Origin of the sequence: Pseudomonas marvdashtae (assembly GCF_014268655.2) — a bacterium.
Lineage (GTDB): Bacteria > Pseudomonadota > Gammaproteobacteria > Pseudomonadales > Pseudomonadaceae > Aquipseudomonas > Aquipseudomonas marvdashtae.
Map to the genome: position 1 here is coordinate 1 of NZ_JABWQX020000005.1, position 23,296 is coordinate 23,296.

Genomic DNA, 23,296 nt, shown 5'->3' on the forward strand with positions numbered 1-23,296 from the left:
TTTTGTGGCGAAAGGCTGCTGAAAGCTTGCGCGATTAGGATCGGCTCACCTACCGGCAATAGACCGGTGGCCTAAAACGAGTCTTCGTTAGCTCGTGCGGCCCTTTTAACAACAACAATGGTGATTCTGATGTCCGCTGCTTCCCGTCCCGCTGCACCCACTCCATCCGTCCCCCTCGTGCTTTGCATTTCGCGCTGACCTGTCCGGTTCGCATTTCATAGCCGCGCCACGCCTGGAGTATTTCCCATGCTGACTTTCCTTGGCTTCGCCATGGTCATCACGTTCATGTTCCTGATCATGACCAAGCGCCTGTCCGCGCTGATCGCCCTGATCATCATCCCGATCCTGTTCGCCCTGTTCGGTGGCTTCGCGCCGAAAATCGGCCCGATGATGCTCGAAGGCATCACCAAGCTCGCCCCGACCGGGGTGATGCTGATGTTCGCGATTCTCTATTTTGCCCTGATGATCGACTCCGGCCTGTTCGACCCGGCCGTGCGCAAGATCCTCAAGCTGGTCAAGGGCGACCCGTTGAAAGTTTCGGTCGGTACCGCCGTCCTGGCGCTCGTCGTTTCCCTCGATGGTGACGGCGCGACCACTTATATGATCTGCGTAGCCGCGATGCTGCCGCTCTACAGCCGCATCGGCATGAGCCCACGCATCATGGCCGGCCTGATCATCCTCGCCGGCGGCGTCATGAACATGACCCCGTGGGGTGGCCCGACCGCCCGGGCGGCCAGTGCGCTGCATGTGGATCCGTCCGACATTTTTGTGCCGATGATCCCAGCGATGCTGGCCGGCGTCGTGGCGATCCTGGCGATTGCCTATATGTACGGCAAACGCGAGCGTGCCCGCCTGGGTGAATTGCACCTGGCCGGTGATGAAATGGACCACAGCGAAATCAGCGTTTCGCAGTTTCCGGATGCCCGCCGTCCGAAGTTGATCTGGTTCAACGGCGCGCTGACCCTGGCCCTGATGTGCACCCTGATTGCCGGCTTGCTGCCATTGCCCGTGCTATTCATGGTGGCTTTCAGCATTGCGATGATCGTCAACTACCCATGCCTGCAACAGCAGAAAGACCGCGTCGCGGCGCACGCCGGCAGCGTGTTGGCGGTGGTCGGGCTGATTTTCGCGGCGGGGATTTTCACCGGCATCCTGACCGGCACCGGCATGGTCGATGCCATGTCCAAGAGCTTGCTGGCGGTTATTCCGGAGGTCCTCGGTCCTTACCTGGCGGTCATTACCGCGCTGGTGAGCATGCCGTTCACTTTCTTCATGTCGAACGATGCATTTTATTACGGGGTGTTACCGGTTTTGGCCGAAGCCGCCAGCCATTACGGCATCACCGCCGTCGAAATGGCCCGTGCTTCCATCGTCGGCCAGCCCGTTCACCTGCTGAGCCCGCTGGTTCCGTCGACTTACCTGCTGGTGGCGCTGGCCGGGATCGAGTTCGGCGATCACCAACGCTTCACCTTGAAGTGGGCAGTGCTGGTTTGCCTGTGCATAATGTTCGCCGCCTTGCTGATGGGGATTTTTCCGCTGTTCAGCACTCTATAAAAGCATCGCCCGCTGCGGCGCCCCTGTCGGACAACCGAAGGGGCACGGCGCGGCCTAACACTCGCTCAAAGGAACTCACATGGAATGGCTGACCAACCCGGAAATATGGGTTGCCTTCTTTACCCTGACCGCCCTGGAAATCGTCCTGGGCATCGATAACATCATCATGATCTCGATCCTGGTCAGCCGCATGCCCAAGCACATGCAGGCGCGCACCCGGATTTTCGGCCTGGCCTTGGCCATGATCACGCGGATCCTGTTGCTGCTGTCCATTACCTGGGTCATGCGCCTGACGGCCGATCTGTTCGAAGTGTTCGGCCAGGGCATCTCCGGTCGTGACCTGATCCTGTTCTTCGGTGGCCTGTTCCTGCTGTGGAAAAGCTCCCAGGAGATGTACCACGCGCTGGAAGGTGAAGACGAAACCAACGATGAGCCTTCGGGCAAGGGCGGCAGCTTCATCTACACCATCGTCCAGATCGCGATCATCGACATCGTGTTCTCGCTGGATTCGGTGATCACCGCAGTCGGCATGGTCTCCCATGTCCCGGTGATGGTGGCGGCAATCATCGTGGCTGTGCTGGTGATGATGCTGGCGGCGGGTACTATCAGCAGCTTCATCGACAAGCATCCGTCGCTGAAGATGCTGGCGCTGTCGTTCCTGCTGGTGGTCGGTACCGTGCTGATCGCCGAGTCGTTCGAGGTGCATGTGCCAAAAGGCTACGTCTACTTCGCGATGGCGTTTTCGCTGGCGGTGGAAGCGATCAACATCAAGATGCGTATCGCCATGGCGCGCAAGCGCAAGCAACAGGATCCGGTGAAACTGCGCAAGGATTTTCCCGGTCAGTAATGGTGTAGGGCGATAAACAAAGGGGCTCTTGGAGCCCCTTTTTCATACCTGCAGATAAGTGAGCTGTTGCGCAACATTCAAGATCCGCAACGTCCTTGCCGAAACCGTCTTATGACAGTTTTGTTTCAAACGATTCTTTAGCTGTGCAATGCTGGCGCCCGAACCGTTCGCCAACTACAGCTTAAGTACAAGTAGAACGATGTGGCACCGTCAATTTGTCCCGTTGGGACGCTAACAGGGGGCTCCTCATGCTGACCCTGCTGAATCTACTCTCCGCCGTGGCCTTGCTGATCTGGGGCACACATATCGTCCGTACCGGCATTTTGCGGGTCTACGGCTCGAACCTGCGCCATGTCATTGGCCAGAACATGTCCAAGCGCTGGCTGGCGTTTATCGCAGGGATCATGGTCACGGCCATGGTCCAGAGCAGCAATGCCACGGCGATGCTTGTTACGTCCTTCGTCGGCCAAGGGCTGATGACGCTGACCCCTGCCCTGGCGACCATGCTCGGTGCGGATGTCGGCACCGCCTTGATGGCCCGCGTGCTTACCCTGGACCTGTCGTGGTTGTCACCGCTGCTGATTTTCCTCGGGGTGATTTTCTTTCTGTCGCGCAAGCAGACCCGCGTCGGGCAAATGGGCCGGGTCGGCATCGGCCTCGGCCTGATCATCCTGGCCCTGCAATTGATCGTCGAAGCCGCTGCGCCGATCACCCAGGCCCAGGGCGTGAAAGTGATTTTCGCCTCGCTGACCGGCGACATCCTGCTCGATGCCTTGGTCGGCGCGCTGTTCGCCATGATTTCCTATTCCAGCCTGGCGGCCGTGTTGCTGACCGCGACACTGGCGGGCGCCGCCGTGATCAGTTTGCCAGTGGCCATCGGCCTGGTGATCGGTGCCAACATCGGCAGCGGCATCCTGGCCTTCCTCAGCACCAGCATGCAGAACGCCGCCGGACGCCAAGTAGCGCTGGGCAGCCTGCTGTACAAGCTGATCGGCCTGGTGCTGATCATTCCGGTGCTCGATCCACTGGTGGGCTGGCTGGACAGTCTGGATTTCAGCCCCCAGGAAACCGTCATTGGCTTCCACTTGCTCTACAACTCCGTGCGTTGCCTGGTCCTGCTGCCAAGCGTCGGACCCATGGGCAGGTTGTGTGCCTGGCTGCTGCCGGAACGTGCGGAAATCAATGGTACGGCCGCGTCTCGGCATCTGGACCCCGCCGCCCTCGCCACCCCGAGCCTGGCGCTGGCGAACGCGGCCCGGGAAACCTTGCGCATCGGCGACCTGATCGAAAACATGCTCGAAGCCATGCTCGGCGTGCTGCGTGGCGAGCAAACGGCAATCACCCAGCAAGTGCGCGGCATGAGCGACGATGTCGAAGCGCTGTGCAGCGCCATCAAGCTTTATATGGCGCAAATGCCGCGTGAGGACCTCAGCGAGCAGGACAGTCGTCGCTGGGCGGAAATCATCGAGCTTGCGATCAATCTCAAGCTGGCCAGCGACCTCATCGAGCGCATGTTGCGCAAGGTCCAGCAACAGAAAACCTCGCAACGTCGATCTTTCTCCGAGGTGGGCCTGGAAGAACTGGCGGGGTTGCACAGCCATCTGATCGCCAACCTGCGCCTGGGGTTGTCGGTGTTCCTCAGCGCCGACCGGGAAAGCGCTCGCCAACTGCTGCGGGAGAAACGGCGTTTTCGCGCACAGGAACGGCGAATGGCCCACGCCCATGTCAGCCGCCTGCACCGCAAGGTCGTGCAGAGTATCGAGACCAGTTCCCTGCACCTGGAGCTGATCGCCGACATGAGGCGCTTGAACTCGCTGTTCTGCGGCAGTGCCTACGTGGTGCTGGAAACCTCGGAGATCGGCGCGCTGGCCGTTGATGAAATTTCCGACATCACGCATTCGCCTTGAACGACTGGCGCCTGGGCCAGTCATTAAAAAGGGCCGGACCTCAAGCCAATCGAGCCAGACTACTCCCACGGTCATGAACACAGCGTAAACCCAAAGTGGGAACGCACCTGCTCGCGATAGGGCTGGTCCGCAATCATGGATCTTCATTCAGCCGCCAGGAAGCTCGCTATGCGTTGCCTGTTACTCGCCCTGCTTTTGTTCGGTTCCCTACCCGTGGCTGCCCTGGACCGGTTCCAGGTCGAAGGCTACACATTGCCCAATGGCATGCAGCTGTTGCTCAAGCCCGGCAATGACCGTGGACACGTGGCGATTCGGCTGGTGGTCGGCGTGGGCCTCGATGATTTCAAGTGCGCCGACAAGGAGCTGCCGCATCTGCTTGAGCATTTGCTGTTCAGCGGTGTCGACGATAGCGGCGAAGGCGGCCTGGAAGAACGCATGCAGGCGTTGGGCGGCGAATGGAACGCCTTTACCAGCAATGCCGATACCACATTCGTTATCGAGGCGCCCGCGAGCAATCAACGCAAGGTCCTGGATTTGTTGCTGGCGCTGCTGACCCGCACCCGCATCGACGACAAGGCCCTGCAAGCGGCCAAACGAGTGGTTGAACGCGAAGACGGCGGGCATTACACCCATCTCCAACGCTGGCTTGATCGCCAGGACATCGGCCACAAGGCCAGCAATCAGTTGGCCGTGGAACTGGGCTTGCGCTGCGCGGAACGGGCCGAAGTCGAGCACCTCACCCTTGCGAAAATCGAGCAGGTGCGCGAGGCCTGGTATGCCCCCAACAACATGACGCTGATTGTCGTCGGCGACCTCGACCGTCTGCTCCCGGCCTATCTGGAGCGTACGTATGGCGAACTCGAACCGGTCGAGCCCAGCGTCCACGCACCGCTGCCGCAAATCCGCTACAGCGCGGTCACCAAACGCAACCTGATCCGCGGCCTGGTCGGCGATGGCGCCAAGCTTCACTGGTTGTTTCCAGAGCCGGTGCTGGAGCAGCAACACGACGAAACCTTCGACTTGCTCAAGGATTACCTGGACTGGGCGCTCTATCGTCAGCTGCGCCTGGCCAACAACCTGTCCTATGGCCCTTGGGCGGAACGGGAAGTGTTGGGTGGCGTCGGCTTCATGGGCCTGAACGCCGACCTGAGCCGCGAGGACCTGCCCCAGGCCGAGCAGGCGCTGGAAGCGCTGCGTACCACCTTGCTCAAGGACGGCCTGGACCCCGAGAGCTTCGTGCGGATCAAACGCGCGGCCATTGCCCATCAATCCTGGGCCGTTCAAGGCAACAGCGCACTGGCCGATTATTACTGGAGCGCCCTGGGCGACTACGAAGACGGCCGCTTCGCCAATCCAGCGGCCCGCTTGCAGGAGGTCAGCCTGGAACAAGCCAACCAGGCCCTGCGCGAGCTCCTCAAGGACCCGGGTTACTTGCGGATCGAGAAGCCGTTGGTCAGTGATGACCAACTGGTCTGGGGATTGGCCACCTTGGTGGCATTGTTACTGTTGCTGCTGGCCTGGCGACTGCGTCGCAGGGCGCGACGGAACCTGGAATGAATGGGCAGTGGTACTCTGTCAGCGATATTTCTACGACTTACTGTGAAACTGCCGAATGCCAAACCTGACTCATTTAATCCAGCGCATCCTCGAATTGATGAAGCGCTACCCAGGGGTCATCGCGCTCGGCGGTTTCATTTCCGGGGTCGGCAGTTTCATGCTGGTGGACCGTCAGCAAGGCCTGGCGACCTGGATCGCCATCATGATGCTGGTGAGCTGGCTCTGGCTGATGCTGGAAAACAGCCTGACCCGGCTGTTCACCAAGATTTTCAAACGGGAGATCCCCCAGCCGCTGTTGCGTTACGCCACGCAGATGATTCACCAGGAAAGCCTGTTTTTCGTCCTGCCGTTTTTCTTCATCACCACCACTTGGAACAGTAGCCAACTGCTGTTTACCGGCCTGCTCGCCGCGGCGGCGCTGGTCTCGATCATCGATCCCCTGTACTACAAATGGCTCGCGCCCCGGCGCTGGGCCTTCCTGGCGCTGCATACGCTGACGCTGTTCGCCGCCCTGCTCACCGCGCTGCCGGTGATTCTGCACCTGACCACCGACCAGAGCTTCAAGCTGGCGCTGGGCATCGCCATGCTGTTGTCGTTCCCAAGCCTGGCCTCGATCTTTCCGATCCGCACCGTGCGCAACGCCCTGGCGATTCTGTGCATCACCTTGGGGATTGGCGCCGCCGGCTGGGTGCTGCGCTCCTGGGTGCCGCCTGCCACGCTGTGGATGACCGAAGTCGCGATCAGCACCCAGCTGGAAGACCGCACGCCGGGTGCCAGCCTGAAGGAAGTCAGCGCCGCCCAGATTCGCAGCAATGGCCTGTACGCCTACACCGCCATCAACGCGCCGCGGGGCCTTGATGAGCGGATTTACCACGTCTGGCAATTCAACGGCAAAGAGGTGGACCGTATCGCCCTGGATATTCATGGCGGGCGCAAGGAAGGCTATCGCGCCTGGACCCACAAGCAGAACTTCCCCGGCGACCCGACGGGCAAGTGGCAAGTGCGGGTGCTGACCGAGAATGGCCAGTTGATCGGCGTGTTGCGGTTCAAGGTGATTCCTTGAACCCTGCCCCTCAACCAAAGAACCAGTAGCAAACCCCGATCGCCGCCACCACACCGGCGAGTTCGGCGAGCAGCGCGCAGCCCACGGCGTGGCGCGCCCGCTGGATACCCACGGCGCCGAAATAGACCGCCAGCACATAGAACGTGGTTTCGGTACTGCCCTGGATGGTCGCCGCTACCAGGGCCGGGAAGCTGTCCACCCCGGACGTCTTCATGGTTTCGATCAGCATCGCCCGGGCGGCACTGCCGGAAAACGGCTTGACCATGGCGGTCGGCAGCGCATCGACGAAGCGCGTGTCCCAGCCGGCCCACTCCACCAGATGCCGGATGCCGTCCAAGCCGAAGTCCAGCGCGCCCGAGGCACGCAGCACGCCGACGGCACAGAGCATCGCCACCAGGTACGGCAGGAGGTTCTTCGCAACGTCGAACCCTTCCTTCGCGCCTTCGACAAACGCCTCATACACCTTGACCTTGCGCAGCGCGCCCACCACCAGGAACAGGATGATCAGGCCGAACAGCGTCAGGTTGCCAAGGATCGACGACAGCCCCGCCAACGCTGTGGCCGAGAGCGTCGCCAGCAACGCCATGAAGCCGCCCAGCACCAGCGCACCCGGGATCAGATAAGCCAGCACCACCGGATCCCACAGGCGCAGGCGCTGCATGAAGGCCACCGAAAGCAGCCCCACCAGCGTCGACGCGCTGGTGGCGAGCAGGATCGGCAGGAACACCAAGGTCGGGTCCGGCGCGCCTTGTTGGGCGCGGTACATGAAGATCGTCACCGGCAGCAGTGTCAGCGACGAAGCGTTGAGGACCAGGAACAGGATCTGCGCGTTGCTGGCGATGGTCGGGCTGGGGTTGAGGTCTTGCAGCGCGCGCATGGCCTTGAGGCCGATGGGGGTGGCGGCGTTGTCCAGTCCCAGGCCGTTGGCAGCGAAATTAAGGGTGATCAGGCCAATTGCCGGATGGCCAGCGGGGACTTCCGGCATCAAACGTAAAAACAGCGGGCCGAGGGCCTTGGCCAGCCAATCGACGATGCCGGCTTTTTCCGCGATGCGCAGGAAGCCCAGCCACAGCGTCAAGGTACCAAACAGCAAGACCATGACCTCGACCGAGAGCTTGGCCATGGCGAAGATGCTTTCCACCATGGCCGCGAAAATCCCGGCGTTGCCGCCGATCAGCCACTGCGCCATTGCCGACACGGCCGCCACGATAAAGAAGCCAAGCCACAGGCCATTGAGCATCGGTAAAGTCCCCCGGAAGATGCGGCGAATGATAGCGGGGCTGGCCGAAACGACAAACCCCGGATTTCTCCGGGGTTTGCCTGTACGTTACATACGCTTGCGATGATCCAGGAAATGAATCAACGGTTGGACGTTTCACCGGCCGGCAGCGACTCTTTGCTGCGCCAGTGCGGCAGGGAGTTCCAGTAGCGCTGGCCCTTGGCATCGTCATACATGCCTTCCCAACGGGAAATGACCAGCACGGCCAAGGCGTTGCCGATAACGTTCAGCGCCGTGCGTGCCATGTCCATGACGCGGTCGACACCCGCGATGAACGCCAGGCCCTCCAACGGAATGCCAACACTGCCCAAGGTCGCCAGCAGCACCACGAACGATACGCCCGGCACGCCAGCGATGCCCTTGGAGGTCACCATCAGGGTCAATACCAGCAGCAGTTGCTGGCTGAGGGACAAGTCGATGCCATACAACTGGGCGATGAAAATCGCCGCGATACTTTGATACAGCGTCGAGCCGTCAAGGTTGAAGGAATAACCGGTAGGCACCACGAAGCTGCAAATGGCCTTTGGCGCACCGTACGCTTCCATCTTCTCGATGATGCGCGGCAGCACCGTCTCGGAGCTGGCGGTGGAGTAGGCCAGCACCAGCTCATCCTTGAAGATGCGCATCAGCTTGATCACCGAGAAGCCGAACAGGCGCGCGATCAGGCCGAGCACCACGAAGGCGAAGAATGCGATAGCGACATAAACCAGGATCACCAGCTTCGCCAGCGGCAGCAGCGAGGCGAAACCGAAGTTGGCGACGGTCACCGCGATCAGGGCAAACACGCCGATGGGGGCGTATTTCATGATCATGTGGGTGACCTTGAACATGCTTTCCGATACGCCCTGGAACATCCTCACCAGCGGGTCGCGCAGATCCGATTGCAGGCTGGACAACCCGAGGCCGAACAGAACCGAGAAGAAAATGATCGGCAGCATTTCGCCACGCGCGACGGCCGCGAAAATGTTGGAAGGAATCAGGTTGAGAATGGTCTCGACGAACGCATGTTCATGTTGGACTTCGGCGGCGGTGGCCTGGTACTTGGAAATATCCACGGTTCCCAGGGTGCTCATATCGATGCCATTGCCCGGCTGGAAGAAATTCGCCAGGAGCAAGCCGACGACGATGGCGATCGTGGTGACGACTTCGAAATAAACGATGGTCTTGAAGCCGATCCGCCCCAGCTTCTTCGCGTCTCCCACCCCGGCAATGCCGACAATCAGCGAGGAGATGACGATGGGGATCACGATCATCTTGATCAGACGGATAAAGATATCGCCTGCCGGTTGCAGCACGTTGCTGATCCACCAGGCCTTCTCGGCACTGAAGTGGTTGAGCAGCGCGCCGATTGCAATCCCGAGTACCAGACCGATGAGGATCTGCCAGGCGAGGCTTAATTTTGCCTTCTTCATATCATTACCCTTACTTCAGTTGGACTCGGGCAGGGCGCGGACTGACCGCCAATGACGTCAGTAGCCATGCTTCCGCCCCGTACAAGATCACCCGGAGCGCGTACGGCGCGCTTACTGGCAGGCGAAAAAAGGCGCAACTATTGCCATGCAAGGGGGGATCGTCTAATGCCGTAAACGCCTACCCTATGCCGAATCGGCATGAGATTTACAAATCGAAACGTTCGTCCCAAGCGGTTCGGATACGACATTCAATCAGGCATAAACGCCGTCAACCGGCCATTTCAGCGTAGTAGGGCTTGGTTTCGCAGGTAGGAGGATTCGATGAAAGGCTGCCCGGGTAAAGGGCTTTGACCGGCCAAATAGCTTGAGCGCTCTCCGATATACGGTCACGCGCCGATGGTCGTGGCGACCGAGCGAGACAATATGCCGCGGCGTTGTGCCGGGGAGGCCAAAAAATAGCCAACCGCTCTAGCGAAGGGTTTAGCGAACTCAAGCTCTACGCAAGTTCGCCAAGTCTGCGCGACTTTGCGAACTTGCGTTGCAGCTTTTTACCTGACCCGGCCCTTTCGCAGGCACCCCTTGTGCCCGTAGGTCACTCCGACCCTGATGGTCAGAACGTCCCAGCCCCCTGGTCATGCTTAGGCCCTCCTCGGGCTTCGCAGGAAGAAAAGCAGGGCTGCTTTTCTCGTTTCAAGAAATCAGTACCAGTTTGGATCTTTCTTGAGCTGTTCCATTAACAGTTCTTGCATACCTTCATCGGGATTGCCGAGGAAGCGATAGTCCGCATGACGGGTTGGCGACTTGTCGGCCGGGAGGCCCGCGGGCACCTCGACCAACATGGCGTAAGCATCGTCCTTGTCGAAACTGACGGCTACGATCAGACGCTTGCTCTTGCAGGTATCCTGGGTTTCGCACAATGGCCCGACCAGGTATTGGTCGCCATCCTCCTCGACCGCATTCATTTGCTCGGAGGCACCGGTCAGGTTCATGACCCACTCCGGCAGACGTTCTTCCTTCTTGACCACTCCCTGCCAGGTCTCACGGTACTGCGGGTCTGCCTGAAGCAGTTGATTGACCCGCATCTGCCCATCATTGGCAGCCATTGCCATGGCGCTGCCGCCCAGTAGCAGGGCGGCGGCCAGTCCTTTGAATGACACGCTCATGATCAGCCTCGGCCGCGACGACCAAAAAAGAAGGAGGCGATGAACATGACCAGGAACACGACAAAGAGAATTTTGGCGATGCCCGTGGCGGTGCCCGCGATACCACCGAAGCCCAGTACTGCGGCGATGATGGCAATGATCAGGAAGGTAATTGCCCAGCTCAACATGGTGATTCTCCTTACGCTTTTCTATTTAGTTAGGGTCTGGCGATGATGGTTCCGGCGTAACGGACAGCCGGTTTATCGAATTAGAAAACCCAGCGCTGTTCGCGAGGCATCTCAGTCAACGGCTGCGCCTCGTCGACGGACATCATTCGCATCGAAGCCGAGGCTTGCGCGAGGTTGCCGGCGGCGATGAAATGGGTTTGGGGAGCACGGTACGTCGAGACCAGGGGCGCTTCCGGTTGTTGGCTTTCATGCCAAAGCAACAACTGCTGACCCGCCACAAGCGTGACCAGCAATGCGAGGACGGCCCACAGACCCTGCTGGATATGCAGGGAGGTAATGCGAAACTGGGCGGCACGTTGACGATTCATCCTGAAATTCCTCCGCACCCTAGCGGTGATCTGGTTGAGGCGCTCTAAAACGCCACGTTGACCGGATCATTGCAGTCGGCATGCCAGAAATTTGCTCTCAATAAATATCTTTAAAATCAATTAGTTAATGGCACCGCCAAAAGAGCTGAGGGCGCATCCTGCACGATGGGCCAGATGCACGTCGTGCGTTCTGCACGACCCTTCAGAAACTCGGGTGTAAGATTCTTTTTGAATTGACAGTCGGAAACGGATGTCGGAATGAGCGAGCCGAACCGTGGGAAGCGAAGAGAAACTAAAAAATTGATGAAAATCAGGCTCTTAGATTCATAACGTCCACAACGAAGCCTTCGATGGGTATTATTCGGTCAGAATCGACCATGCAACTTGCCCGATTTTTCTGACACTAACCATCATCATTGACTAAAGGAGCGTAGGAAAAATGGAATCCGCCACTGAGCATCAAGGCCGCATTCTGCTGGTAGACGATGAGTCCGCCATCCTGCGTACCTTCCGTTATTGCCTGGAAGACGAAGGCTACAGCGTCGCCACCGCCAACAGTGCCGCGCAGGCCGAAGCCCTGCTGCAACGCCAGGTGTTTGACCTGTGCTTCCTTGATTTACGCCTGGGTGAGGACAACGGCCTCGATGTATTGGGACAGATGCGTATCCAGGCTCCCTGGATGCGCGTCGTCATCGTCACCGCCCACTCGGCTGTGGACACCGCCGTCGATGCGATCCAGGCCGGGGCCGCCGATTATCTGGTCAAGCCTTGCAGCCCGGACCAATTGCGCTTGGCGACCGCCAAGCAACTGGAAGTACGCCAGCTGTCCGCCAGGCTCGAAGCATTGGAAGGCGAGGTGCGCAAGCCAAAGGACGGCCTCGATTCCCACAGTCCGGCGATGAAAGTGGTCCTCGAGACTGCCCGTCAGGTTGCCAATACCGACGCGAACATTCTGATCCTCGGCGAGTCCGGCACCGGCAAGGGCGAACTCGCACGGGCCATCCATGGCTGGAGCAAACGCGCGAAAAAATCCTGTGTCACCATCAACTGCCCGTCGTTGACCACCGAACTGATGGAAAGCGAATTGTTCGGTCACAGCCGCGGTGCGTTTACCGGAGCCAGCGAAAGCACGTTGGGTCGGGTCAACCAGGCCGATGGCGGCACGCTGTTTCTTGACGAAATCGGCGATTTTCCCCTGGCTTTACAGCCAAAGTTGTTGCGTTTCATCCAGGACAAAGAGTACGAGCGGGTCGGTGACCCCGTCACCCGTCGGGCCGATGTGCGCATTCTCGCGGCCACCAACCTGAATCTTGAGGACATGGTGCGTGATGGGCGCTTCAGGGAAGATCTGCTGTATCGCCTGAACGTCATTACCTTGCACCTGCCGCCGCTGCGCGAGCGGACCGAGGACATCCTGACCCTCGCCGACCGCTTCCTGGCGCGCTTCGTCAAGGAGTACGCGCGCCCTGCCAGAGGATTCAGCGATGAGGCTCGCGAGGCCCTGCTAGGCTATCGCTGGCCAGGCAATATTCGCGAGCTGCGCAACGTGGTCGAGCGCGCCAGCATCATCTGCCCGCAGGAAAAAGTCGAAATCAGTCATTTGGGCATGGCCGAGCAACCGACCAACAATGCGCCGCGCATTGGCGCCGCGCTGAGCCTGGACGAACTGGAAAAGGCCCACATTGGCGCAGTATTGGCCACCGCCGACACACTCGACCAGGCGGCCAAGACCCTGGGTATCGACGCCTCTACGCTGTACCGCAAACGCAAGCAATACAACCTGTGAGCGGCACCTTATGAAACTGGCGATGAAGCTCCGTACCCGGCTGTTTCTCAGTATTTCGGCGCTGATCACCGTGGCATTGCTGGGATTGTTGCTTGGCCTGGTCAGTGTGTTGCAGATGGCCAATACCCAGGAACAATCGGTACGCGACAACTTCGTCTTGCTGGACCTGGGCCTCAAGTTGCGCCAGACGTTGGGCGATCAACTGATGATCATGCTTGAGGAAAAGCCCGACCTGGCGGCGCTGGAAGAGTCCAAACGCGAGTATTTCGAGTTGTTGGACGAAGGTATCGCCCATGAGCGGGAACTGGATGACCCCGCAACCAGTTTCACCCGCGCCAAGGCTGACTACGTCAGTTTCCTCGAGGCCTTCGATGCCTCTCGCCAGCAACCGACCCAGTTGACCGGCATCCAGGACCTCACTGAAAAATTCAACGTATTGCGTGGAGGCCTGATCGAAGGGTACCGACATGCCCTGAATAACATCGGCGAAACCCAGGACCGCGCCCGCGAACGCGCGCTACTGATTTCCGCCCTGCTGGGGCTGGTGGGGTTGGCGGTGCTGATCATTGGCTTCGTGACTGCCCATGGCATCGCCCGACGTTTCGGCGCACCGATCGAAGCCTTGGCCGCTGCGGCCGATGACATCGGCCAAGGTAATTTCGAGGTGACTCTGCCGGTCTCGTCGGCGGCGGAACTGAATCTTCTGACACGCCGCTTCGGCATCATGGCCCAGGCGCTGCGCGAACATCAGGCGACCAATGTCGATGAATTGCTCGCCGGGCAGCAGCGCCTGCAAGCGGTGCTCGACAGCATTGACGACGGCTTGCTGATGATTGATCGCCAAGGCCGGCTGGAGCATTTGAACCCCGTGGCCCAACGTCAGCTGGGCTGGGACGAGGAGCGTCTGGGCCAAGGCCTGAGCGAGGCGCTTGGACGTGTGGAATTGGATGAAGAGCTGCAACTGGTGTTACGCGGAGGCACACAGGAACGCGCGCCCGATGACTTGAGCATTGAGGTGGATGGCGAGTCGCGAGTGCTGACCTACAGCCTGACACCGGTTATCCATACCCAGGGCCAAATCCTCGGGGCAGTGATGGTCTTGCATGACGTCACCGAGCAACGGGCCTTCGAACGCGTGCGCAGTGAGTTCGTCCTGCGGGCGTCCCATGAGCTGCGCACTCCGGTGACGGGCATGCACATGGCGTTCGGGTTGCTGCAGGAGCGCATGCATTTCGCCGAGGACTCCCGCGAGGCGGACCTGCTCAATACGGTCAATGAAGAAATGCAGCGGCTGATGCAGCTGATCAATGACCTGCTTAATTTCTCCCGTTACCAGAACGGCTTGCAAAAGCTCACCCTGGCGCCTTGCTCCATCGAGGAACTGTTGGAAGCGGCGAGGATGCGCTTTGCCGCACAGGCCGAGGCCAAGGGCATCGAGTTGCTTGTGGAAATCCAGGGTCCTTTGCCGCGCCTGCACGCCGATGCCGCGCAGTTGGAGCGGGTCTTGGACAACCTGATCGATAACGCCATGCGCCACACCAACGACGACGGCCAGATTCGTTTGCAGGCCCGACGCCATGGCGAGCGGGTGATCATCAGCGTTGAAGATAACGGCGAGGGGATTGCCTACGGCCAGCAAGGACGGATCTTCGAACCTTTCGTCCAGGTCGGACGCAAGAAGGGCGGTGCCGGCCTCGGCCTGGCGCTGTGCAAGGAGATCGTGCAGCTCCACGGTGGACGCATGGGCGTCTATTCCCGGCCAGGGCAGGGCACGCAGTTTTATATGGCCCTGACCGTCTGAGCAGGCGTCAGGCTTCGTCGTCCAGGCGTCGTCCAAGCCGACGCCGCCCGCGGGTAATCAATTCGATCAGTTGCACCGCGCTGAGCGCATGGGCGAACAACCAACCCTGACCAAACTTCACGCCTTCGCTGCTCAAATATGACGCCTGGGCCTCATGCTCGATGCCCTCGGCAATCACCTTGAGCTGCAATGCATGGGCCATGCGAATGATGTGCGGGGCCACGCCACTGCTGGCGGCATCATGACCCAGGGCGTCGATGAACGCCTTGTCGATCTTCAGGCAATCGACTGGCAGTGTTTGCAGGTAAGCCAGGCTGCAATAACCCGTGCCGAAATCATCGATCAGCACCTGATGCCCTACATCACGCAGCGATTGCAAGTTGTCCCGGGCAACCAGTGCATCAACCAGCCCGCGCTCGGTCACTTCAAAGGCAATCTGATGCGCCGACACGCGATGCAGCGCCAGCAAACGGGCGATCACTTCGCCGATGCGCGGCACCATCACGTCACATGCCGCCAGGTTCACCGAGATGTACAGGTGGGGATTGGCCCGCAATAGCTGGCCCAACTGGTCGAATAGCCGCTGGAGGACAAAATCGGTTATCTGGCGGATCTGCCCGGTGTCTTCAGCCATCGGTATGAACAGGTCTGGGCTGGTGAGGGTCCCGTCTGGTCGACGCCAGCGCAGCAGGGCTTCGGCGCCTACGCAGTTGCGGCTGTGCAGGTCGAAAATCGGTTGGTAAAGCACCTGCATTTCACCGCGCCGGATGGCCCCGTGCAGTTCCGCGTCCATGGATTGGCGCTGACGTGCCAGCAACAGGACCTGGAAGCCAATGCCCAGCCCCAGCAGCAGGCTGATGGGCAGCAACCACCAGGCATTAGTCGGAATCTGCAGGCTGCTGCGCGGCGCTATCAACACCAGTTGATATTCCGGATTGTCGGTCGACATCCGGTAAATCAGCCGGGTCTGCGTGACTTGCAAGGCGCTTTGACTTTTGGGTGGCCAAGGTTCCGTCGGCGGCCAACGCTGCTGGGTACCCAGTACCGGAATGGCTCGCTCACCTTGATCAAGAACCACCAACAGACTGCTGCCCGGGGGCAGGTCGACAACGTCGGTCAGGTGTCCGCGAGACGTCGCGACTCGGAAATTGCCGCGCCCCAACATCAACGCCGCGCGATTTTCGTCGGGCTCCGTGGTGGTGTTGAGCCAGTAACTGTAGGCCGGACCCCGCAAGTCAGGTGGGCGAGCCCACGACAAACCGCTCTGGCGCGGGCGATTGGAGCATACGCCGTTGCTGTCGATATAAGCCGCCTCGTATACAAAACGATAGTTGAAGCTCACCTGTTGCAGGGTGGCGATCATGTCATCGTTGCAGCCGCGCAAGGGTTGCGCCTGCAAGTCGTCGAGGCTTTCGCGCAGTTGCCCGAAAAGCTGTTCCAAGCGTTGCAGGAAGCGTTCGCCTTGGGCATTCATCTGTTCGCTTTCACGCTGCTGGATCTGCTGCACTACCACAAACAGGCTTCCCGCCAGCAACAGTCCCGTACTCAGGGCAGCCGCTATCATCGCCAGTAAGATAGGGCGATGGAGCCAGCTTTGCAGAGTCTCGCGGGCAGCCGTCATCATTGGTAATCCGAAAGTTACCAATGAGTTATAGCTTCTGTTTTGAATTTAGCCCGGCCAGTCGGACGGGCGTCATTATTTTGTCTGGTTGAGCACCTGCAAAATCGCCGCGCTTTGCGCGTCTGGCACGCCGTCGAACCGGGCCGGCCGGTAGCGCATCTGGAAGGCCGCCAGGACCTGATGAGTGGCGACGTCCCATTCGCCAGTGCGCGGAGTGGGGTAGCCGAGGCGGGCCAGCTCGGCCTGGAACCAACTGGCGCTCGGTAGCTGCTCGGCGTAAGCGGCTTGCTGCCGTGCCACAGCCTGTTCGTCTGGCCAGACACCCAGGCCGGCCTGTGCCAGGCGTTTCCACGGAAACAACGGCCCCGGATCCAGCTTGCGCATGGGCGCAATGTCGCTGTGCCCGATGATATTGACGGGGTTGATCGCGTTACGTTGGGTGATGTCCTTGAGCAAGACTATCAAGGATTGCACCTGAGCCTCGCTGTAGGGAAACCAGAGACGCCCGGTCGGCGTATCGATGTAGCCTGGATTGACGATTTCAATCCCGATGGAGCTGGAGTTGAGCCATGTCCGGCCTTGCCATTCGCTTTCACCGGCATGCCATGCGCGCCGACCTTCATCGACCAACTTGTAGATGGTCGCGTCCTTATCGTCGCCGATGAGGTAATGGGCGCTGACTTCGCCGTGAGTCAGCAGCGACAGGGAACGCTCAAGGGACGCCGAAGTGTAGTGCACCACGACAAATTGGATGCGGCTGTCATGATTGACGGACGGATGGCTGGTGTCGAGCCGGGGACCGCTCGCGCAACCGGCCAGCACAAGCAACGCAACGAGGAGCGGGAGAAATTTCATGGCGAAGAGCGTACACGCAGAAAAATAGTGCAACAGTGTAACGTATAGCCCCGTGGATGACCGACCGAAGCCCAGATATTAAACAAAATGGAACAATTGGCCTCAGCCTAGCTCCACTCGGTTACGCCCGGCATTTTTTGCACGATAAAGCGCCTGATCGGCTCTTTTAAGCACCGTATCGCTGTGTTCTCCTGGCTTGAATGCCGTCATGCCCATAGACACCGTGATCGTTACCGGTTCGCCCTTGAAATGAAACGGACAGGCTTCGATGGCCGCGCGCAAGGCTTCGGCCAGTTTCGCCCCCGCCGCCAGCGGTGTATCCGGTACCAGCAAGACAAACTCCTCGCCGCCAAAGCGGGCGATGAAGTCCCCGCCGCGCACGCGCTTGCGCAACACCGAGGCGATGAGTTTCAGCACGCGGTCGCCGGCCAGATGGCCATAGTTGTCGTTGATCCGCTTGAAGTGATCGAGGTCGAGCATGGCAATCAGCAAGCTGTTGCCGTGTTGCTGCCACTCGCCAACTTCCCGTTCGAGGCGCTCGGTCCAGGCCGCCCGGTTAGGTAAACCGGTCAGCGGATCGACGAGCGCCTTTTGCCGCTGTTCTTCCAGGTTTTCACGCACGATCAGCGCGTCCTGCTCCATCAGCGCCACACGCTCGGCGAGGCTTTTCAGGCGGGCCGAGACCTCTTTCTCACGCTGGGCACGCTGCTTCTGATGCTGATCCATCGTGCCAAGCAGGCCTTCGAGGTGATTTTCCAAAACTTGCTTGAGGCCTTCCAGGTCGTCGGCTTGCTGCACACTGCTCTGCAAGCCATCGACCTGCTCGCGGATCTGCGTATCCATTTCCATGGAGGCGGACAGATTGTCGGCATGGTCTTCACTGGCGGCCTGCAAGGTGCTCTGGAATGACTCCAACCGATCATTGAGTCGCTGCAGATAGGCTTCGAATTCATGCTGGCCGCTGTCGGTGATCGCCAGCATCAAGACCGCAAGATCGTCGAGGATCGGCAGCAGTTCGTACCAGTTCAAGCCGTTTTGCAGGCGCTCACGCATGGCTTCCGCTTGGGGTCGGTGACGCTCGGGCAGCGTCAGGTCGCCCAGCAGGCCCAGCAGGGTGTCTTCGATATGCCTGGCGACCGAACTGTAGGAAGGCTCCGGGGAGTCGGGCAGGGCATAGTGAGCCTCTTCGGAGTCAACCGTTGCGGGAAGCTCGGTGGGCTCTGCGGGCGCAACCGGTGTCTCGTTGAGCGGGGGCGCCTCTGGCGTCAACTCGTCGGGATTTTCCAGTGTCGGCGCGGGTTCGACGTGTTCACTGTCGGTCGGCGCCGGCTCCAAGCTCGGCGACTCCACTGGCTTGGGCATTACCGGCGCGGGGGTAGGCTTTTCGACGGGAGCGGTGGATATGACCGGCTCGGGCGGCGTAACAGGCGCGTGGACTGGCTCCGCTATCGGTGAGGGAGCGGGAGCAGGGGCCTCGAAGATTGCACCGGCTTCCGGCTGTGGAGGGGCGAGCGGTGCTGGGGCCGGCAACGCCGTTTCCATTGTGGACGCTGCGCTCGCCTGCACAAGCGCGGGCGGCTGGGGCGGCACCTCGTCATGGCCATGGCCACCGAACAATCGTTGCAGCAGGCCCGGGCGGCTCGGCTCATCAGGCGTATCCAGCACGCTCAGGGCCTTGCCCTGCAAGCTACTCAATTCGCTGAGCAACAGGGGAATCTCCCGAGCTTGGCCGACCCGGGCCTCCAACTGCTTGGAAAATTTCTTCAAGGGCCGGCTGACGTCCTTCGGCAGCGGCAACGTTTGCAACTGGGCGACCAAGGCGGTCAGTGCAGTGCTCATTTGTTCGACCCGAGTCTCGCGGCGCTGCTCGGAATCGAGTACGGCTTTCTCCAGCCGCGGCAGCAGGGCGGCGAGGGCGGCGTCCATATCGTCGGTGCGCACCACTTCGCGCATCTCTTTCATACACTGGTCTACAACCCGGTCAGTGCCCTCGGCGGCCAAAGTACTGCGCACCAGGCCGCGACGCAGCAAGTCGAGCCGAGCGTCCCAACGGCGCTCAAGCTTTTCCTGCTGTTCGATGCTCTTGAGGTATTTCTCTCTCCAGCGTTCGGCGTCGTCGCTCATTCATCGGATCCGCGAGGGGCAGGACTCAGGGCGGGAAACGCGTCAGCCGTGAGCGAACCCGGCAAACGTATTTCGACCGCGACTGGCAGGTGATCGGAAATGGGCTGGGCCAACACCTCGAACCGTTCGAGGGTCAGGGTCGGGCTCAGCAGAATATGGTCCAGGCAACGCTGGGGGCGCCAGCTGGGAAATGTCGCTTCCAGTTGCGGGGCAAGCAGGCCAAGGTCCCGCAGAGGAGAGGTCTGCAGCAAATCGTTGGCATGGGTATTCATGTCGCCCATCAATACCTGGTGCTTGTAGCCACCAATCAATTCACGAATGTAGGCCAGTTGCATTGTTCGGGTACGAGCACCGAGGGCCAGGTGCATCATCACCACCACCAACGCCTCCGGCCCTTCGCCGAAACGCGCCAGGATCGCTCCGCGCCCCTTGGGGCCCGGCAACGGATGGTCTTCGATCGCCCACGGCCGCAGGCGGCTGAGCACGCCGTTACTGTGCTGGCCGAGCCGGCCGAGGTTACGATTGAGCTGTTGGTACCAATAAGGAAAGGCGCCCAGTTGGGCGAGGTGTTCGACCTGATTGACGTAGCCGGACCGCAGGCTTCCGCCGTCGGCCTCTTGCAGCGCGACCAAGTCGAAGTCCTTCAACAGGTCGCCGATTTTCTGCAGATTGCCGGCACGTCCGGTGTGCGGCAGCAAATGTTGCCAGCCGCGAGTCAGGTAATGCCGGTAGCGCTCGGTACTGATGCCGACCTGAATATTGAAACTGAGCAACCGCAGGCGGCTGTCAGCCGGCAGGCCCGTGGATGCGACATGATGCTCGTTGACCCGCGGTTCATGTAGGCCAACGATGCGTTCGGTACTCCAGCGGGCCATGGGCGAGGGCCGCGCTTAGTTGGCGGCAGCCTTGGTGGCCGCTCGCTCTTTGGCGATCAGCTTGTCGGCCAGTTGCAGCGCTTCATTCGCACCGCCAGCAGAGCCGATGTCAAAGCGGTATTTGCCATTGACGACCATCGTCGGTACGCCGGTGATTTCGTATTTCTTCGCCAGCTCTTTGGCCTTGTTGATCTGGCCCTTGATAGCGAAGGAGTTGAAGGTTGCGAGGAACTTGTCCTTGTCGACGCCTTGGGTGGCGAGGAACTCGGCCATGTCCTCAGGATCGGTCAGGCGCTTCTTTTCGTTCTGGATTGCATTGAACACTGCTGCGTGGACTTGATGCTCGACACCCATCGCTTCGAGGGTCAGGAACATCTGGCCGTGGGCATCCCATGGGCCACCGAACATCGCAGGGATGCGGACGAAGTTCACATCGGAAGGCAGCTTCTCAACCCAAGGGTTGATGACCGGCTCGAACGCGTAGCAATGCGGGCAGCCGTACCAGAACAGCTCCACCACCTCGATTTTGCCAGGCACGGCCACCGGTACGGGGTTGGTCAACTCGACGTAGGGGGCCTTCGATTCTTCGGCGTTGGCTTGGGCAGCCATGCCGAACAGGCTGGCGGCGACGAGCGCGGCGCTGATGATCAGATTACGCATGCTTTACTCCTGGACAATGGGTGGCCTCGCGAGACCTGTTTCTAAGACAGGCCGTGGCGGGTTCAAGTTCTCTAGTGTAACGGCAGCGGCCACAAAAAAGGGCGGCCAAAGCCACCCTTTTGATGCTCGCATCGACAGATTAATCGAGCGTTAACGTTGCGAGGGGCATCCCCTCGCAACGGCCTTAGTGCAGGCCCTGGATGTAGCTGGATACTGCTGCGATATCCTCGTCGCTCAGCTTGCGAGCAATGGTGCGCATGGTCATCGCATCGCCATCGTTGGCACGACCGCCTTCTTCCTTGCGGAAATCGGTCAGCTGCTTGGTGATGTACTGGGCATGCTGGCCGCCCAGGTGCGGGAAGCCGGCGGCAGCGTTGCCTTTGCCATCCGGGGAGTGGCAGCCCGTGCAGGCTGGCAGGCCTTTTTCCAGATTGCCACCGCGGAACAGTGCTTCGCCGCGCGCAACGAGTTTTGGATCGGCAGCGCCTACGCTGCCCTTCTGGCTAGCGAAATAAGCCGCGATGTCCGCCAGGTCTTGATCGTTCAGATTGTTCAGCAGGCCCGTCATTTCCAGCACGACACGCTTGCCGTCCTTGATTTCCTTAAGCTGCTTGGTCAAGTAACGCTCGCCCTGGCCCGCCAGTTTCGGAAAGTTGGGCGCCATGCTATTGCCATCCGGGCCGTGGCAGGCCCCGCATACGGCCGCTTTCGCCTGACCGGCAGCGGCATCGCCAGCGGCGTGGGCTACGCCGGATATCCCCAAGGTCAACAGCAGACTCACGATCAGTTTGTTCATCAGCTAATCCAACTACGGCTAAGGGTTAAAGAGTTATGGGCCGGGTTTACTCGCTCATCCACTGGATGATGGCTCGGTAATCCTCGGCACTGCAGTCCATGCACAAACCACGCGGCGGCATCGCCTTGAAACCCTGGGTCACGTGTTGCACCAGCGTCTCCATACCTTTCGCCAACCTCGGCGTCCAAGCTGCCTGATCACCCTTGCGGGGCGCCATGGGTAGTTGGCCGGAATGACAGGCACCACAAACACGGTTGTACACAGCTTCCGGATCCTGTGTAGCCTGAGCGCTGTAAAGCGGCATCAAGACACCGGCAGCTAGCAGCCATTTCGTCATAAAACGACCTTTTCAGGGTTGAGAGCGAGCTGCGTTCTAGTGCGCAATTTCGGTCGGTCGCTCCCGTGAGCTTCATCCTACGCTGGGACAAAGCGCACACAAAATCTGCGGCATTATATACTGGCGTCACTGAAACGGAAACGACACAGCTTGCCGCGTCCATTCCCGACGCCGCCCACATCGGAAATCCCATGCAACTGAAGAACCCCATCCTTGGCCTGTGCCAACAGTCCACCTTCATGCTCAGCGCCGCCAAAGTCGACCAGTGCCCCGACGATGAAGGTTTCGAAGTGGCCTTTGCCGGGCGTTCCAACGCCGGCAAGTCCAGCGCGCTGAACACCCTGACCCATGCCAGCCTGGCACGCACCTCGAAAACCCCAGGCCGCACACAGCTCTTGAACTTCTTCAAGCTAGACGATGAACGGCGTTTGGTCGACCTGCCCGGTTATGGTTATGCCAAAGTGCCGATTCCGCTCAAGCAGCATTGGCAGCGCCACTTGGAAGCCTACCTGGGCAGTCGCGAGAGTTTGAAAGGGCTCATCCTGATGATGGACATCCGCCATCCGATGACCGACTTCGACCTGTTGATGCTCGATTGGGCAGTCGCCAGCGGCATGCCGATGCATATTTTGTTGACCAAGGCCGACAAGCTCACTTACGGCGCAGCCAAGAACACGCTGCTCAAAGTGCAATCGGAAATCCGCAAGGGATGGGGCGACGCGATCACCATCCAGCTGTTTTCGGCGCCCAAGCGTATGGGCCTGGAAGAAGCCTATACGGTGCTGGCCAATTGGATGGAACTGGCGGACAAAGGCAGCGACGAAGCTGAATAAGCCAAATCGCAGGCAAAAAAAACCCCGGACTTCTTATGGGGAGGGGGAAGTTCGGGGTCCAAGTTCCGGACCGCTAGGGCGGGGTCCAGATATCTGCCAACACTTAACACAACATAGGAGCATTGAAGGGCTTCACCAGCCATTCAGAATCTCTGAGTGGCAATTCACGGGTTTAGTTCAGATTATTTTTGGAAATAACCGTAGGAATATTCCGAGCTAATCAAGCCGTTCCTGGCTTTGCGCAGACTCCCCGTAGCGAGCGAGCTTGCTCCCTCGCCACGAGAGCCCCTC

20 protein-coding genes are annotated in these 23,296 nt (G+C 60.0%); 8 read left to right on the forward strand and 12 right to left on the reverse strand.

Annotated elements, in window-relative coordinates; translation table 11 throughout:
* Positions 1-246 precede the first annotated feature (246 nt).
* The 5 genes from HU742_RS24345 to HU742_RS24365 all read left to right on the forward strand — a co-directional run bounded on the left by HU742_RS24345 (position 247) and on the right by HU742_RS24365 (position 6,928).
* Positions 247-1,554, forward strand: a complete 1,308-nt coding sequence (locus HU742_RS24345; RefSeq protein ID WP_186644993.1) for a CitMHS family transporter — start codon at positions 247-249, stop codon at positions 1,552-1,554.
* A gap of 79 nt (positions 1,555-1,633) precedes the next feature.
* A complete protein-coding gene (locus tag HU742_RS24350; RefSeq protein ID WP_186633438.1) occupies positions 1,634-2,401 on the forward strand; it encodes a TerC family protein in 768 nt (255 codons plus the stop codon).
* A gap of 248 nt (positions 2,402-2,649) precedes the next feature.
* On the forward strand, positions 2,650-4,308 hold the full coding sequence (locus HU742_RS24355; protein WP_186633433.1) for a Na/Pi cotransporter family protein: 1,659 nt from the start codon (positions 2,650-2,652) through the stop codon (positions 4,306-4,308).
* A 168-nt stretch (positions 4,309-4,476) separates the two neighbouring features.
* Positions 4,477-5,865 (forward strand): M16 family metallopeptidase, encoded by a 1,389-nt coding sequence (locus HU742_RS24360; RefSeq protein WP_186644991.1) that lies wholly within the window; start codon positions 4,477-4,479, stop codon positions 5,863-5,865.
* Positions 5,866-5,920: 55 nt separating this feature from the next.
* Positions 5,921-6,928: a DUF5924 family protein gene (locus HU742_RS24365; protein WP_186644989.1), complete on the forward strand. Its 1,008-nt coding sequence runs from the start codon at positions 5,921-5,923 to the stop codon at positions 6,926-6,928.
* Between the two features lie 10 nt (positions 6,929-6,938).
* Here HU742_RS24365 and HU742_RS24370 read toward each other — a convergent pair whose 3' ends face one another.
* From HU742_RS24370 to HU742_RS24390, 5 genes are all read right to left on the reverse strand, one after another.
* Positions 6,939-8,168: a nucleoside recognition domain-containing protein gene (locus HU742_RS24370; protein WP_186633425.1), complete on the reverse strand. Its 1,230-nt coding sequence runs from the start codon at positions 8,166-8,168 to the stop codon at positions 6,939-6,941.
* Between the two features lie 119 nt (positions 8,169-8,287).
* The gene (gene gltP / locus HU742_RS24375) at positions 8,288-9,619 is read right to left on the reverse strand and encodes a glutamate/aspartate:proton symporter GltP (protein ID WP_186633422.1); all 1,332 of its coding nucleotides are present in this window, start codon (positions 9,617-9,619) and stop codon (positions 8,288-8,290) included.
* Positions 9,620-10,317: 698 nt separating this feature from the next.
* Positions 10,318-10,782, reverse strand: coding sequence for an inhibitor of vertebrate lysozyme family protein (locus HU742_RS24380; RefSeq protein WP_186644987.1), 465 nt, complete (start codon positions 10,780-10,782; stop codon positions 10,318-10,320).
* Between the two features lie 2 nt (positions 10,783-10,784).
* Positions 10,785-10,949 (reverse strand): DUF1328 domain-containing protein, encoded by a 165-nt coding sequence (locus HU742_RS24385; RefSeq protein WP_003177151.1) that lies wholly within the window; start codon positions 10,947-10,949, stop codon positions 10,785-10,787.
* Positions 10,950-11,029: 80 nt separating this feature from the next.
* Entirely contained in the window at positions 11,030-11,317 is a 288-nt protein-coding gene (locus HU742_RS24390; protein ID WP_186633416.1) for a hypothetical protein, read from the reverse strand.
* A gap of 439 nt (positions 11,318-11,756) precedes the next feature.
* On the opposite strand from HU742_RS24390, the gene algB reads away from it, so the two are divergent.
* Positions 11,757-13,103, forward strand: coding sequence for a sigma-54-dependent response regulator transcription factor AlgB (gene algB, locus HU742_RS24395; RefSeq protein WP_186614204.1), 1,347 nt, complete (start codon positions 11,757-11,759; stop codon positions 13,101-13,103).
* Positions 13,104-13,113: 10 nt separating this feature from the next.
* Positions 13,114-14,904, forward strand: coding sequence for an ATP-binding protein (locus HU742_RS24400; protein WP_186633413.1), 1,791 nt, complete (start codon positions 13,114-13,116; stop codon positions 14,902-14,904).
* Between the two features lie 7 nt (positions 14,905-14,911).
* Here HU742_RS24400 and HU742_RS24405 read toward each other — a convergent pair whose 3' ends face one another.
* The 7 genes from HU742_RS24405 to HU742_RS24435 all read right to left on the reverse strand — a co-directional run bounded on the left by HU742_RS24405 (position 14,912) and on the right by HU742_RS24435 (position 22,172).
* Positions 14,912-16,525 carry an EAL domain-containing protein gene (locus tag HU742_RS24405; protein ID WP_186634410.1) on the reverse strand — a complete coding sequence of 538 codons (1,614 nt, stop codon included), beginning with the start codon at positions 16,523-16,525 and terminating at the stop codon, positions 14,912-14,914.
* Between the two features lie 75 nt (positions 16,526-16,600).
* Positions 16,601-17,380 (reverse strand): N-acetylmuramoyl-L-alanine amidase, encoded by a 780-nt coding sequence (locus HU742_RS24410; protein WP_186633410.1) that lies wholly within the window; start codon positions 17,378-17,380, stop codon positions 16,601-16,603.
* 102 nt (positions 17,381-17,482) lie between these two features.
* Positions 17,483-19,504: a GGDEF domain-containing protein gene (locus HU742_RS24415; RefSeq protein ID WP_186644985.1), complete on the reverse strand. Its 2,022-nt coding sequence runs from the start codon at positions 19,502-19,504 to the stop codon at positions 17,483-17,485.
* Complete coding sequence (locus HU742_RS24420) at positions 19,501-20,379, reverse strand: endonuclease/exonuclease/phosphatase family protein (RefSeq protein WP_186614197.1); 879 nt, start codon at positions 20,377-20,379, stop codon at positions 19,501-19,503. Before HU742_RS24420 ends, HU742_RS24415 begins: the two co-directional genes overlap by 4 nt.
* Positions 20,380-20,394: 15 nt before the next feature.
* A complete protein-coding gene (locus tag HU742_RS24425) occupies positions 20,395-21,039 on the reverse strand; it encodes a thiol:disulfide interchange protein DsbA/DsbL (RefSeq protein ID WP_186633404.1) in 645 nt (214 codons plus the stop codon).
* A gap of 184 nt (positions 21,040-21,223) precedes the next feature.
* On the reverse strand, positions 21,224-21,835 hold the full coding sequence (locus HU742_RS24430; RefSeq protein WP_186614193.1) for a c-type cytochrome: 612 nt from the start codon (positions 21,833-21,835) through the stop codon (positions 21,224-21,226).
* A 46-nt stretch (positions 21,836-21,881) separates the two neighbouring features.
* Entirely contained in the window at positions 21,882-22,172 is a 291-nt protein-coding gene (locus HU742_RS24435) for a c-type cytochrome (RefSeq protein WP_186614191.1), read from the reverse strand.
* 191 nt (positions 22,173-22,363) lie between these two features.
* Between HU742_RS24435 and yihA the strand changes: the two genes are divergently transcribed.
* Positions 22,364-23,005, forward strand: a complete 642-nt coding sequence (gene yihA / locus HU742_RS24440) for a ribosome biogenesis GTP-binding protein YihA/YsxC (protein ID WP_186633401.1) — start codon at positions 22,364-22,366, stop codon at positions 23,003-23,005.
* The last annotated feature ends 291 nt before the right edge of the window (positions 23,006-23,296 follow it).